This window comes from Kribbella pratensis (assembly GCF_004366075.1).
In the GTDB taxonomy this organism is placed as follows: domain Bacteria; phylum Actinomycetota; class Actinomycetes; order Propionibacteriales; family Kribbellaceae; genus Kribbella; species Kribbella pratensis.
In genome coordinates this window covers 1,433,228-1,446,140 of record NZ_SODU01000003.1, presented here as the reverse complement: position 1 = coordinate 1,446,140, position 12,913 = coordinate 1,433,228, and the positions used below count along the sequence as shown (strand labels likewise).

The window sequence follows — 12,913 nt, the reverse complement described above, 5'->3', positions numbered from 1 at the left end:
GGAATGCCCCGTCAAGTGGTGCGTCAACCCTATGAGGACCGGAGGTCCGTCCGCAGACCACAGAGTGTCGTCTAGAAGGTTCGACTCCACAGGTTGATCGCGTAGTCGACCTCTACTCCTTGATGCGAGGCCAGGATCCGCTTGGCGTCCTGAGGCGTGAACTCGATCTTCACGACCGCCTCGAGATCGGCGCGGCTCTCGAACCGCCAGCCCATGGCCAGCGGCGTCCGGTGCCAGCCGCGATCGGTCCAGAACCGTTCCACCACAGGCGCCTTGATCTTCGGGTACGACGTACTGAACCACTCACCGAACGTCGACCGGCTCCCGTCGTTGTCGATCACGAACGCGGTCCCGCCGCGGCGCATCACCCGGTCGAGCTCGGCCAGCCCGGGCTCGCACCCCGGCCCGAAGAAGTACGCCCAGCGCGCGTGCATCACGTCGATCGAGGCGTCCGGTACCGGCAGGCGTTGCGCCGTGCCCTGTCGTACGTCGACGTTCGGCAAGGCCTGCGTACGTCGACGGGCCGCGTCCGCCAGGGCTCCGTGCGGCTCGACGCCGATCACCTGTGCGGCCGTCGCGGCGAACGTCGGCAGATGGAACCCGGTGCCGCAGCCGATGTCGAGGACCGTCGCGCCGGCCCAGTCGCGGATCGCCCGCATCGCCGGCTCGATCACGCCGTTCGGGTCGACCGCCCGGTTCTCGATCTCGTACACCTTCGGGTGGTGCCAGATGTTCGGACTCGGGATACCGCCCTCCGCGATGCTCACACCGCTAGACCCTAGCTACTGCCTGTTTGGTCGTTGCAGCGAGCAGGGCGGCCGGAATGAGGAGGATGCCGCAGAAGACGGCCAGCCAGTGGAAACCGAGGTACGCGAGGACCGGGCCGGCCGCTGTGCCCGAAAGGGAAGCCAGGACGCCCATCGTCAGGTCCGACAGGCCCTGCGCCGACGTACGGATGCCGTCCGGCACGGACCGCGACAGCAGCGTGGAGCCGGCCACCAGACAGGCGGACCAACCGAGGCCCAGGGTGAACAGCGCCAGCCCGGTCAGCGCGTGCGCGTCGTCCGGCGCAACAGCGGCCAGTGTCATCGCGACCGCGAGAATGCCGAGCCCGATGCCGATCGTGGGGATCCGGCCGAGCCGATCGGCCAGCCACCCGGTCAGCGGGGACAGGGCGTACATGCCGGCCACATGCCCGCTGATGACGAAGCCGACGATCGTCAGCGAGGCGCCGTGGTGGCGCAGGTGGACCGAAGTCATCGACATCACCCCGACCATCACCGCGTGTGCCGTCGCGATCGCCAGCAGGCCGAGACGCGCGTGCGGGATGCGGATGACCTGGCGGAACGTCTCGGCGAGCGGCTGCCGCTCCACCTTGCCCGGCCGTACTTGACTGCGCATGCCGACCCACACCGTGGCCGCGCTGAGGCCGAAGGCGACGACGGAGAACACGTACGGACCCGCCAGGGCCAGGATGCCGAGTGACGCGCCCACCGAGCCGCCGACACCGGTCAAGTTCGGTCCGACGATCACACCGATCGTGGTGGCCCAGACGACCAGCCCGAGCGAACGGGCGATGCGGCTGGGCTCTGCGGCGTCCGTGGCGGCGTACCGCGACTGGAGGTTCGAGGCCGAGCCGCTGCCGAAGAAACAGCCCGCAGCCAGCAGCAGCGCCAGCGAGCCGATCTGCGCGGCGAGAATCGTCAGCGCAGCGCCCACGAAGGCGATCAGATAGCCGACGCTCAACGAGACCCGTCGACCGTGTGAGCGAGCCAGACCGGCCAGCGGTACGGCGAGAACGGCTGCGCCCAGTGTGGTCGACGTGGCGACCAGACCGGCCATGGACGTGGAGCCGGAGACGTTCTCCGCGAGCAGAGCCGCGACGGCGAATCCGCTCGCCGTTGCGACCCCACCGAGCGCGTTGCTCGCCACCAGGACCCGCAGGGTCGTCCGCTGCCGCTCGCTTGTCACGGGCAAACCTTCTCATGAACCTGACGCAGAAGGCAGCTCCGTTACGGATGCTCACGACTGCTCTCCGCCACCGACTTCCACGCACTTATAGGATCGTTCCGACATATCTCACCGCGCCTCTGGAGACTCCGGATGTCCGACATCGCGATCGTCCCTGCCCCGCGACAACTCACCGTCGACGAAGGCCGGTGGATCACTGCCGACCCGGTCGCCGACGCCGTCCGGGACGTGGTCGAGAACCTCGACCCGAACGAGTACCGCATCGACATCAGCGCGGACGGCGCTCGGCTCACGGCCGGCTCCGAGGACGCGCTGCGGTACGCGGAGACGACGTACGCCCAGCTGGTGGAGTCGGCGGAGCCGGCCGCGGACGGGAAGGTCGCCGTACCGCTGGCGCACGTCGAGGACGCGCCGCGGTTCGGCTGGCGCGGGATGATGCTCGACGTCGCGCGGCACTTCATGCCGAAGGAGTTCGTCCTCAGGATCATCGACGTGCTCGCACTGCACCGGCTGAACGTGCTGCACTTCCACCTCACCGACGACCAGGGCTGGCGGGTCGAGATCGAGGCGTACCCGCGGCTCACCGAGGTCGGCGCGTGGCGGGCCGAGACCATGGTCGGCAAGATGTCGCACGGCCAGCAGGAGTTCGAGTACGACGGCACGCCGCACGGCGGGTTCTACACCAAGGACGACCTGCGCGAGATCGTCGCGTACGCAGCGGACCGCGGGATCACCGTCGTACCGGAGATCGACCTGCCGGGTCACATGCAGGCCGCGATCGCGGCGTACCCGGAGCTCGGGAACCACCCGGACCGGCAGTTGACGGTCCGCCAGTACTGGGGCATCAGCGACGACGTGCTGAACGTGAACGACGCGACCGTCGAGTTCGTGAAGACCGTGCTGCGTGAGGTGCTGGAGATCTTCCCGTCGCCGTACATCCACCTGGGTGGCGACGAGTGCCCGTCGGTGCAGTGGGCCGAGTCGGAGGCGGCGCAGAAGCGGCAGGCCGAGCTCGGGCTGGACGAGCCGGGGCAGTTGCAGGGCTGGTTCACCGCGCAGGTCGCGGAGGTGTTGGCCGAGGAAGGGCGCCGGCTGGTCGGCTGGGACGAGATGGTCGAGACCGACTGCCCGAAGGACGCGGTCATCATGGCGTGGCGGAGCGCCCAGCGCGGCGAGGTCGCGGCGAAGGCGGGGCACGAAGTCGTGATGGCGCCGTGTGAGTCGGTGTACTTCGACTACTACCAGGGCGACCCCGCGACCGAGCCGCTCGCCATCGGCGGGAACATCCCGCTGGAGAAGGTGTACGACTTCGAGGTGATCCCGGCGGCGCTGTCCGACCAGGAGAAGGCGCTGATCGTCGGGACCCAGTGCCAGATCTGGACCGAGTACATGGAAGGCCCGGAGCAGGTCGGCTACATGCTCCTGCCGCGCCTGTCCGCCTTCGCCGAACGCGCCTGGGGCTCCCCGAAGGTCTCGTACGACGAGTTCCTCGCCCGCCTCCGCCCCCACCTGGCCCGCATCGAGGCCCTAGGCCTCAACTACCGCCCCCTCGACTGACGGGGGTGGACGGCTCGCCCGCGCCTGGCCAAGGATGAGGTCATGAGCGTGGTGGGGCCGCTGGATGCGATGTTCCTGGGTGGGGAGTCGCGGGAGCAGCCGATGCATGTCGGTGGGCTGATGCTGTTCGAGCTCCCGGAAGGGGCCGGGCGGGATCATGTGTTCCCGGAGTCGTCGCGGGACTTCGTGTCGCGGCTGTACCACGAGATGGTGGCCGCGCCGGAGGTGAACCCGGTGTTCGCGCGCCGGGTGCGGAACCGGCCGGTGGACCTCGGCTACTGGTCCTGGGAACACGACGACCAGATCGACCTGGAGTACCACGTCCGGTTGTCCGCGCTGCCCCGTCCCGGGCGGTACCGCGAGCTGTTCGAGCTCACCAGCCGCCTGCACGGGACGCTGCTCGACCGGCACCGCCCGCTGTGGGAGATGCACCTGATCGAGGGCGTCGAGGGCCGCCGGTTCGCGATCTACAGCAAGATCCACCACTCGATGATCGACGGCGTCACCGCGCTGCGCTGGATGCAGGACACCCTCACCACCGACCCGACCCGCACCGGCATGCCGGCCACGTACGCGCTGCCGCCGAAGGTAACCGCGCCGCGGCCGGAGACCGGGTTGCTGCAGGCAATCGCCAAGGTGCAGGGTGACGCGGTGAAGACAGCCGCCGGGCTGGCCGGTCTCCCGCTGGCCGGTGTGAAGAGCCTGCTGCACTCGACGATGCCGTTCCAGGCGCCGCGGACGATCTTCAACCAGCCGGTCACCGGCGCGCGGCGGTTCGCGGCGCAGTCGTGGCCGATCGAACGGCTGGAGAAGGTCCGGACGATCACCGGCGCGACACTGAACGACGTACTGCTGGCGATGTGTTCAGGGGCCCTGCGCAACTATCTGCTCGAGCTGGACGCGTTGCCGGACAAGGCGCTGACCGCGATGGTGCCGGTCTCTCTGCGTACGTCGGACGACGCGCCCGGTGGCGGGAACTCGCTCGCCACGCTCATCGCCGACCTGGCCACCGACCAGGCCGATCCCGAGCGCCGGATCCGCCGGATCATGGCGTCGACCGCGCACGGAAAACGTGTTCTGTCCGACCTCAGCCCGCTGCAGAACCTGATCGTCGGCGCACTCGGCTTCGGCGTCGCGGGCCCCGCCGCGGTCCTACCGGGCGTCGCCGGTCATACGACACCGCCGTACAACGTCGTCATCTCGAACGTGCCCGGCCCCACCGACAGCCCGCTCTACTGGAACCGCTCGCGCCTACTCGGCATGTACCCCGCGAGCATCGTCCTCAACGGCCAGGCGCTGAACATCAGCGTCACCAGCTACGCCCACGAACTCCACTTCGGCCTGATCGGCTGCCGCCGCACCGTCCCGCACCTGCAACGCATGCTCGCCCACCTCGAGACGTCCCTGACGGAACTCGAGAAGATCCACCAAGGCCCTGTCTGGTGATCCATCGCCTAGAGCCGGACGGTGCCGTTCGGGGTTTCGAAGACGGCGGAGACCAGGCCGGGCTGGCCGTTGGGGCGCCAGTCGACGTCGAGGTCGTCGAGGAGGTGGTCGGCGGGGTGGCCGATCCAGTCGGTGACGCGGGCGGGGTCGCCGGCGATCTCGAGGGCGGTGAGTTTGATGCCCTTGCCGCCGATCGACGGGTGCTGACCGAGGTCGTCCCAGTGCACGAAGAACGGCAGTTGCGGGTCGGCGATCAGGCCCTTCACGCCGATCTGCCGCCAGGTCACGTTGACCCCGTCAGGCCGATGCCGGTTGCCCGGGACCGCTTCCCGTCCGAGGCGCTTCTCCATCCGCTCCATGTCGCGGACCGCCACCACCCAGCCCAGCCAGCCGCCGCCGAGCTCCTTGCGGGCCCGGACCGCCTGACCGAACGGCGCCTTGTCCGATGCCGGGTGGTCGAGCACGTCGACGACCTCGATGTACCGATCGTTCTCCAGCGGGAGGATCTGGTTCACCGTGCCGAACCGTGGATGCACCCCGCCGTCGACGAACTCCGCCCCGAGCGCCGCCGACAGCCGCTCGACGGTCGCCCGGCACCCATCAGGCCCGCACGCGTACGACAGATGATCCAGACGCATGCCTGTCATTCTTGCGCCCTTCACCGACACTCGCGGCCCCCGGGGTGTGTCGGACTACTGTGAGGTGCCATGCGCACAGTAGTCATCGGCGGTACCGGTCACATCGGAACCTATCTCGTCCCGCGGCTGATCCGGCTCGGACACGACGTCACGGTGCTGAGTCGCGGCGAGCGTACGCCGTACCACTCGGACGGCACCTGGAAGGACGTGGAGTTCGTCCAGATCGACCGGGCTGCGGAAGATGCCGCGGGGACGTTCGGCCGACGGGTCGCGGACCTGAGCCCGGACGTCGTCATCGACCTGATCTGTTTCACCGAGGACAGCGCCCGGCAGCTCGCCGAGGCGGTCGAAGGGAAGATCCAGCACCTGCTGCACTGCGGCACGATCTGGGTCCACGGACCGAGCGTGAGCGTCCCGACCCGCGAGGACGCACCGCGCAAGCCGTTCGGCGACTACGGCACGCAGAAGGCCGCGATCGAGGCCTACCTGCTCACGAAGGCCCGCCGCGACGGCTTCCCGGTCACGATCGTCCACCCCGGTCACATCTGCGGCCCCGGCTGGACGCCGGTCAACCCGGCCGGCAACTTCGACCTCGCCGTCTACGAGAAGCTCGCCCAGGGGCACGACGTCCTGCTGCCGAACCTCGGCCTGGAGACGCTCAACCCGGTCCACGCCGACGATGTCGCGGGCGTGTTCCTGGCCGCGATCGCGAGTCGCTCGACCGCGATCGGCGAGAGCTTCCACGCGGTGGCGAGTGACGCGATCACCCTGCGCGGCTACGCCCACGCGGTCGCCGACTGGTTCGGCCGGCCGGCCCAGCTCGGCTTCCTTCCGATCGGCCAACTGCGGCAACGGATGTCCAAGCAGGACGCGGCCGCTACCTGGGACCACGTCGAGCACAGCCCCCACTGCTCGATGGACAAGGCCGCCAGACTGCTCGACTTCCGTCCGCGCTACTCCGCGTTCGAGGCAGCCCTTTCCGGCATCAGCTGGCTCGTCGACAACGGCAAGATCGCTACTTAGAGGCGGGATGCGGCAGCAGCGGCCGCGCGGCCTCCAGGCGCTGACGGCACAGATCGGCGAGTACGTCGTACGCCTTGGGACCCATCAGTGTCTGCAGTTCGACCTTGCTGGACTCGAACACCGGCTCGACCGCGATGTGCGCCTCGGTGTTGCCCGTGCAGTACCAGTCGAGGTCGTGCCCGCCCGGTCCCCAGCCGCGCCGGTCGTACTCGCCGATGCCGACCTCGGTGTACGTCGTCCCGTCCGGCCGCTCCACCTCGCGGAAGGTCCGCCGGATCGGCAGCTGCCAGCACACGTCCGGCTTGGTCTCGACGAAATGTACGCCGCGCTTCAGTGCCAGCCCGTGCAGCGCGCAGCCGGCGCCGCCCTCGAAGCCCGGCCGGTTCAGGAAGATGCAGGCACCTTCCCAGACCCGGGTCTTGCGCTCGCCCTCGTCGTCGGTCTCGACCCAGCCGTTGCTCCGGCCTTCCTTGCGGAACTGCCAGTCGTCCTTGCCGAGCTCCTTGACGTACTTCTTGACCCGCTTCTCGTCGTCGGCGTCGGAGAAGTGCGCGCCGAGGGTGCAGCAGCCGTCGTTCGGACGGCCCTTGTAGATCCCCTGGCAGCCACCGCCGAAGATGCAGGACCAGTTGGAGGTCAGCCAGGTCAGGTCGCAGCGGAAGACCTGGTCGGGGTCGGCGGGGTCGGTGAACTCGACCCAGGCACGGGGGAAATCGAGAGAAACCTCAGGCACCTGGAAAGCCTACGCTCACTACCTCCACATCCGTGAACGCCGACTCCGGAACGCTGAATACTCGGGTTGTCCAGTAGCGTGAGGGTATGCGGCTCGGCGTACTCGACGTGGGATCCAACACCGTCCATCTGCTCGTGGTGGACGCGCATCGCGGTGCCGCGCCGCTGCCGGCGTACTCGCACAAGATCGAGCTCCGGCTGGCCGAGCACCTGGACAAGGACGGCAAGATCGACCAGTCCGGTGCCGACGGGCTGGTCTCGTTCACCAAGCAGGCGGTCGAGCTGGCCGAGGACAAGGGCTGCGAGTCGGTGCTCGCGTTCGCCACCTCGGCGCTCCGCGAGGCTCCGAACGGCGAGAAGGTGCTGGCCCGGGTCCGCAACGAGACCGGCGTGGACCTCGAGGTGCTGAGCGGCGACGACGAGGCCCGGCTGACCTTCCTGGCGGTACGGCGGTGGTTCGGCTGGTCCTCCGGGCGCCTGGCGGTGTTCGACATCGGCGGCGGCTCGCTGGAGATCGCGGCCGGGTCGGACGAGCAGCCGACCGTGGCGGAGTCGGTCCAGCTCGGCGCCGGGCGGCTGACCCGCGAGGGGCTGACCACGGACCCGCCGGCCAAGGACGAGGTCCGGGCGCTGCGTCGCCGGATCCGGATGGAGCTGGCCGCGGTCGCCGGTCCGGTACTGCGGGCCGGTAAGCCGCAGCGTTCGGTTGCCACCAGCAAGACTTTCCGTTCGCTGGCCCGGATCACCGGCGCGGCCCCGTCCGCCGACGGACCGTACGTGCCGCGCACGCTGAACCGGGACGACCTGAACGAGTGGATCCCCAAGCTGACCAAGATGTCGGCCGCCGAGCGGGCCGCCCTGCCCGGGGTGTCGGCCGGCCGCGCGTCCCAGCTGACCGCCGGCGCGCTGGTCGCCGACGCCGTGATGGACCTCTTCGACCTGCCCGCGCTCGAGGTCTGCCCGTGGGCCCTGCGTGAAGGCGTCATCCTGTCCCGGCTCGACCAGCTGCAACCTCGGTGAACGAATGAACCCCCGTACGACCGCCAAGATCGGCCTGTCCACCGCCTCGGTGTATCCGGAGTCCACCGCGAGCGGCTTCGAGCTGGCCGCCCGGCTCGGGTACGACGGTGTCGAGGTGATGATCGGGATCGATCCGCTGAGCACCCAGATCGACGCGATCCAGCGGCTGATCGACTACCACCAGCTGCCGGTGCTTGCGATCCACGCCCCGACCCTGCTGATCATGCAGCGCGTCTGGGGGACCGATCCGTGGAGCAAGCTCGAGCGCAGCGCCGAGGCCGCGAAGGAGCTCGGTGCCGACGTGGTCGTCGTACACCCGCCGTTCCGCTGGCAGCGGGACTACGCGCGCGGGTTCGTCGAGGGGATCGCCCGGCTGGAGGCCGAGACGGGCGTGACGCTCGCGGTGGAGAACATGTACCCGTGGCGCGCGCCCGGCCGCGACCTGCAGGCGTACGCGCCGAGCTGGGACCCGACCGAGCAGGAGTACGCGCACACCACCCTCGACCTGTCGCACGCGTCCACCGCCGAGCAGGACTGCGTCGAGCTGGCGGCGACGATGGGCAAGAGCCTGACCCACGTGCATCTGACCGACGGCACCGGCTCCGCCAAGGACGAGCACCTGGTCCCGGGCCGCGGCACGCAACGCGCCGCGGACCTGCTGGGCGTCCTCGCGCAGCAGGACTTCCGCGGCCACATCATCATCGAGATCAACACCCGCCGCGCGACCAGCCGCTCCGAGCGCGAGGTCGACCTGGTCGAGTCGCTGGAGTTCACTCGCAAGCACTTCGTCCGGCCTGGAGCCTCCCGGTCCCGGCGTACGTCGTTCGCGGTCACCCCGGAAGGTGAGATCTCGGAGCTGACTCCGTGACAGCTACCGGTCGTACGCCGGGACGCCGCCCAGGGGGACCGGATACCCGGGGAGAGATCGTCAAGGCCGCCCGGGAATCCTTTGCGGACAAGGGATTCGCGGCCACCTCGATCCGCGCCGTCGCACGCCGGGCCGGTGTCGACGCGGCCCTCGTGCACCACTACTTCGACAGCAAGGACGAGCTGTTCATCGAGGCGATGGCGATCCCGGTCGACCCGCGCCGGATCGCCGCGCAGATCATCGACGGACCGCTGGACGAGATCGGGCGCCGGATCGCGACCGAGTTCCTCGGTGTCTGGGAGTCGCCGGACGGGCAGCAGCGGATGAAGGCCCTGTTCCGCAGCGTGGTCACCAGCGACGAGGTGGCGCGGATGATGCGCGAAGGCATCACCCAGATGATCATCCAGCCCGTCTCCCAGGTGCTCGACGTACCGGATGCGCAACTGCGGGTCGGCCTGGTCGCCACCCAACTGGTCGGCACCGCGATCGTCCGGTACCTGGTCGGGCTCGAGCCGATCGCGTCCATCGACGTCGAGACATTGATCGACCGATTGGCGCCGGTCCTCCAACTGCACCTGACCGGTTGATGGACATCCCGACCGACGACGAGATCCGCGCGCTCCACCGTGAGTACGCGCCGAGTCGCGAAGCGTTCGAGCTCGTCCATGAGCACTGTCGTCTGGTGTGCTCGATTGCCGAACAGTTCTTCGCCGGCGTCGACATCGACACCGACCTGGTACGTGCGGGCGCGCTCCTGCACGACATCGGGGTTTATCGCCTGGAGTCGACGGCGTACGTGCGGCACGGCGTACTGGGGCACGAACTGCTCGCGTCTCTCGGCCTCCCGGTCGAGCTCTGCCGGTTCGCGTCGTGTCACACCGGCGTCGGGATCACGCGCGACGACGTGGTGCGTCAGGCGTTGCCGATCCCGGTCGACGACTACCTCCCGCGGACGCCGGAGGAGGAACTGGTCCTGTACGCCGACAAGTTCCACAGCAAGCGGCGCCCGCCGGTGTTCCTCACCGGCGCCACGTTCGCCGCCGAGATCAGCCGGTTCGGCACGGACAAGGTGGAGCGCTTCGCCGCCCTGCGCGAAAGGTACGGCGACCCGTCGCTGACCGCGCTGAGTGAGGCCACGGGCTACGCCGTCGTCTAACGACCTGTTGCCAGGGAACGACGTACGCGCTAAATTCATCATATGATGAAAAACGCGGTGAGCTGCCGTGACCTCGTCGTGGTCCGGGGTGACCGGGAGGTCCTGCGCGGGGTCGGGTTCGACATCCGGGGCGGATCGGTGACCGGGCTGCTCGGACCGTCCGGCTGCGGCAAGACGACGCTGATCCGCGCGATCGTCGGCCTGCAGGCGCGGGTGACCGGCGACATCTCGGTCCTCGGGCTGCCGGCCGGTGCGCCGAAGCTGCGTGGACGGATCGGCTACGTGACGCAGGAGCCCAGTGTGTACGGCGATCTGACCGTCACCGAGAACCTGCGCTTCTTCGCGGCGGTCCTCGGGGTCCCGTCGTCCGATGTGGAACGGGTCGTCGAGGCGGTCGATCTCACGTCGCACGCGGACGCCCGGGTCGACCAGCTGTCGGGCGGCCAGCGATCACGCGCTTCCCTGGCGGCCGCGCTGCTCGGCAGTCCGGAGCTCCTGGTGTTGGACGAGCCAACGGTCGGGCTGGATCCCGTTCTGCGCCGCGATCTCTGGAACCTCTTCCACGAACTCGCCGACGCCGGCTCGACACTGCTCGTGTCGAGTCACGTCATGGACGAGGCCTCGCGCTGCGATCGTCTTCTGCTGATGCGCGACGGTGAACTGCTGGCCGACGACACGCCTCAGGACCTGCTCCTGTCGGCGGGGACCAACGACATCGAGCAGGCGTTCCTCACCCTGATCGAGCGAAAGGCTGGTGCGCGATGACACCGCGTGTGACGTTTGCCGTAGCCGCTCGAGTCCTGGCCCAGCTGCGGCGGGACCACCGGACGGTGGCGATGCTGATCGTGCTGCCGGCGTTGCTGGTCAGCCTGATGTGGTGGATGTTCACCGATTCCCCGATGGTCTTCGACCGGGTCGGCGGCCCGCTGCTGGCGGTGTTCCCGTCGATCATCATGTTCGTCGTCACGTCGGTCGCGACGCTGCGCGAGCGGTCGAGCGGAACGTTGTCGCGGCTGTTCACGATGCCGATGGGCAAGCTGGACTTCCTGCTCGGGTACGCGCTCGCGTTCGCACTGATCGCCGTCGTCCAGGCGCTCGCCGTGGTCTCGATCGCCTTGTACCTCTTGGATCTGGACATCCAGGGCGCCGCCTGGCAACTCGGCGTGGTCGCCGTCCTCGACGGGGTTCTCGGTACGGCGCTGGGACTGTTCGCGAGCGCGTTCGCGGCGACCGAGTTCCAGGCCGTACAGATGATGCCGGCCGTGATGATCCCGCAGATCCTGCTGTGCGGGCTCCTGGTCCCACGCGATCAACTACCCACGGTCCTGCACGCGGTGAGCGACGTACTGCCCTTGTCCTACGCGGTGGACGCCGTACTAGGAGTTGCCAAGGGCAACGGCTTCACCACCGGCACAGGCGGCGACACCCTGGTCGTCCTGGGCTTCATCCTCGCCGCCCTCGGCCTGGGCGCAGCCACCCTCAGACGCCGTACCGCCTGAGGAATCCGGCGCGCGCCACGACGGGCGCGCGCCGGGTCTTTTACTCGCCGAAGAGCCAGTCGGACTTCACCGGTGGGGCCCAGCGGAAGTAGCTGGGATCGGCGAAGGTTCCGGGCACCTTGCCGTGACCGGTGATCGACGTCTTCGTGCCGTCCGCGTGCCCGAAGGTGTACAGGTACGCCGACTTGGTGTCCTTGTCGATGCCGACGACAACGGTTCCGTAGTTACCGCACTGGCCGGCGACCAGCGACTCGAACCCCTGCCAGGTCGCGGACCGCACCTTGGTGACGATCGGCCGCATCTGGCTGTTGACCGGGATCCGGATCGTGTAGAGCGCGCCGCCGCGGGTGTTCGCGAGGAACGTGTCGTACGCCGCGGTCTTGCTGATCAGCGTCATCGACTTGACCGACGCGAACCCGGGCGCCGAGCCGTACGCCTTCCAGCTGCCGACGTCCCCGACGACCCATCGGAACAGCACACCGTCCGAACGCAGCGCGTACTCGTAGGTCCGCGGATGTGTCGGGCTGTCGTTGAACACCGACGTCTCGTGGTCGACGAACTTGCTCCACCCGCCGCCGATCCGGGCCAGCTCCGACGACGTCACCTTGCCGGCCTTGTCGAGCTCGAGCCAGTGCTGGTACATCGTGTCCCCGAGCACGACCCGCCCGTGCCGGGAACTGCCGGTCGGTGTCGCCTCGTTGACGAGCGACCCGATCATCCGGACGGCGCCGTCGGCGTACACGTTCGGTACGACGCTCCGCGCGCCGGCGGCCGGCGGAGTCGATGCTGTCAGTCGTTGCAGTGTCTGGTCACCGCCGGCCGTCACCGAGCCGAGGCTCAGCCCGCAGGAAGCGGTGGAACTGGCGGGCGCGGCGCCCGCGGTGGTCGCGCCCGCGGCGGCCAGTCCGGCCGCCGCGAGCAAGGTCAAGGTCGTACGCAGTTTCCCCATGTCTCCCCCTTCTCGGTTCTTCGGGGGTGAGACCAACGACGTCGCCCTTTGGTT

At 69.0% G+C, this 12,913-nt stretch carries 14 protein-coding genes; 9 read left to right on the top strand and 5 right to left on the bottom strand.

Annotation, left to right across the window (positions count from 1 at the left end):
- Positions 1-71: 71 nt before the first annotated feature.
- Positions 72-767: a class I SAM-dependent methyltransferase gene (locus tag EV137_RS31205; protein WP_134131747.1), complete on the bottom strand. Its 696-nt coding sequence runs from the start codon at positions 765-767 to the stop codon at positions 72-74.
- A gap of 4 nt (positions 768-771) precedes the next feature.
- Complete coding sequence (locus tag EV137_RS31200) at positions 772-1,971, bottom strand: MFS transporter (protein ID WP_238175662.1); 1,200 nt, start codon at positions 1,969-1,971, stop codon at positions 772-774.
- 132 nt (positions 1,972-2,103) lie between these two features.
- On the opposite strand from EV137_RS31200, the gene EV137_RS31195 reads away from it, so the two are divergent.
- Both EV137_RS31195 and EV137_RS31190 read left to right on the top strand, forming a co-directional pair.
- Positions 2,104-3,528 (top strand): beta-N-acetylhexosaminidase, encoded by a 1,425-nt coding sequence (locus tag EV137_RS31195; protein WP_134131745.1) that lies wholly within the window; start codon positions 2,104-2,106, stop codon positions 3,526-3,528.
- A 42-nt stretch (positions 3,529-3,570) separates the two neighbouring features.
- Positions 3,571-4,974 (top strand): WS/DGAT/MGAT family O-acyltransferase, encoded by a 1,404-nt coding sequence (locus tag EV137_RS31190; protein ID WP_134131744.1) that lies wholly within the window; start codon positions 3,571-3,573, stop codon positions 4,972-4,974.
- A gap of 8 nt (positions 4,975-4,982) precedes the next feature.
- Here the strand turns inward: EV137_RS31190 and EV137_RS31185 are convergent, their stop codons facing one another.
- Entirely contained in the window at positions 4,983-5,612 is a 630-nt protein-coding gene (locus EV137_RS31185; protein WP_134007849.1) for a VOC family protein, read from the bottom strand.
- 69 nt (positions 5,613-5,681) lie between these two features.
- On the opposite strand from EV137_RS31185, the gene EV137_RS31180 reads away from it, so the two are divergent.
- Positions 5,682-6,635, top strand: coding sequence for an NAD-dependent epimerase/dehydratase family protein (locus EV137_RS31180; protein ID WP_134131743.1), 954 nt, complete (start codon positions 5,682-5,684; stop codon positions 6,633-6,635).
- On the opposite strand, the gene EV137_RS31175 is transcribed toward EV137_RS31180, so the two are convergent.
- The gene (locus EV137_RS31175; RefSeq protein ID WP_134007853.1) at positions 6,628-7,368 is read right to left on the bottom strand and encodes a DUF3109 family protein; all 741 of its coding nucleotides are present in this window, start codon (positions 7,366-7,368) and stop codon (positions 6,628-6,630) included. The two genes, EV137_RS31180 and EV137_RS31175, sit on opposite strands and share 8 nt — an antisense overlap.
- Positions 7,369-7,454: 86 nt before the next feature.
- On the opposite strand from EV137_RS31175, the gene EV137_RS31170 reads away from it, so the two are divergent.
- Genes EV137_RS31170 through EV137_RS31145 form a run of 6 tightly spaced genes read left to right on the top strand, consistent with a single transcriptional unit; the run spans position 7,455 to position 11,910 of the window.
- Entirely contained in the window at positions 7,455-8,387 is a 933-nt protein-coding gene (locus EV137_RS31170; RefSeq protein WP_134007855.1) for a Ppx/GppA family phosphatase, read from the top strand.
- A gap of 4 nt (positions 8,388-8,391) precedes the next feature.
- The gene (locus tag EV137_RS31165) at positions 8,392-9,255 is read left to right on the top strand and encodes a sugar phosphate isomerase/epimerase family protein (protein ID WP_134131742.1); all 864 of its coding nucleotides are present in this window, start codon (positions 8,392-8,394) and stop codon (positions 9,253-9,255) included.
- A complete protein-coding gene (locus EV137_RS31160) occupies positions 9,252-9,842 on the top strand; it encodes a TetR/AcrR family transcriptional regulator (protein WP_134007859.1) in 591 nt (196 codons plus the stop codon). Before EV137_RS31165 ends, EV137_RS31160 begins: the two co-directional genes overlap by 4 nt.
- Entirely contained in the window at positions 9,842-10,411 is a 570-nt protein-coding gene (locus tag EV137_RS31155; RefSeq protein WP_134007861.1) for an HDIG domain-containing metalloprotein, read from the top strand. Before EV137_RS31160 ends, EV137_RS31155 begins: the two co-directional genes overlap by 1 nt.
- A 42-nt stretch (positions 10,412-10,453) precedes the next feature.
- Positions 10,454-11,176, top strand: a complete 723-nt coding sequence (locus tag EV137_RS31150) for an ABC transporter ATP-binding protein (RefSeq protein WP_134131741.1) — start codon at positions 10,454-10,456, stop codon at positions 11,174-11,176.
- Positions 11,173-11,910, top strand: a complete 738-nt coding sequence (locus EV137_RS31145; RefSeq protein WP_134007865.1) for an ABC transporter permease — start codon at positions 11,173-11,175, stop codon at positions 11,908-11,910. The genes EV137_RS31150 and EV137_RS31145 overlap by 4 nt, the downstream gene beginning before the upstream one ends.
- A gap of 40 nt (positions 11,911-11,950) precedes the next feature.
- Here EV137_RS31145 and EV137_RS31140 read toward each other — a convergent pair whose 3' ends face one another.
- On the bottom strand, positions 11,951-12,859 hold the full coding sequence (locus EV137_RS31140) for a hypothetical protein (RefSeq protein ID WP_238175661.1): 909 nt from the start codon (positions 12,857-12,859) through the stop codon (positions 11,951-11,953).
- Positions 12,860-12,913 lie beyond the last annotated feature (54 nt).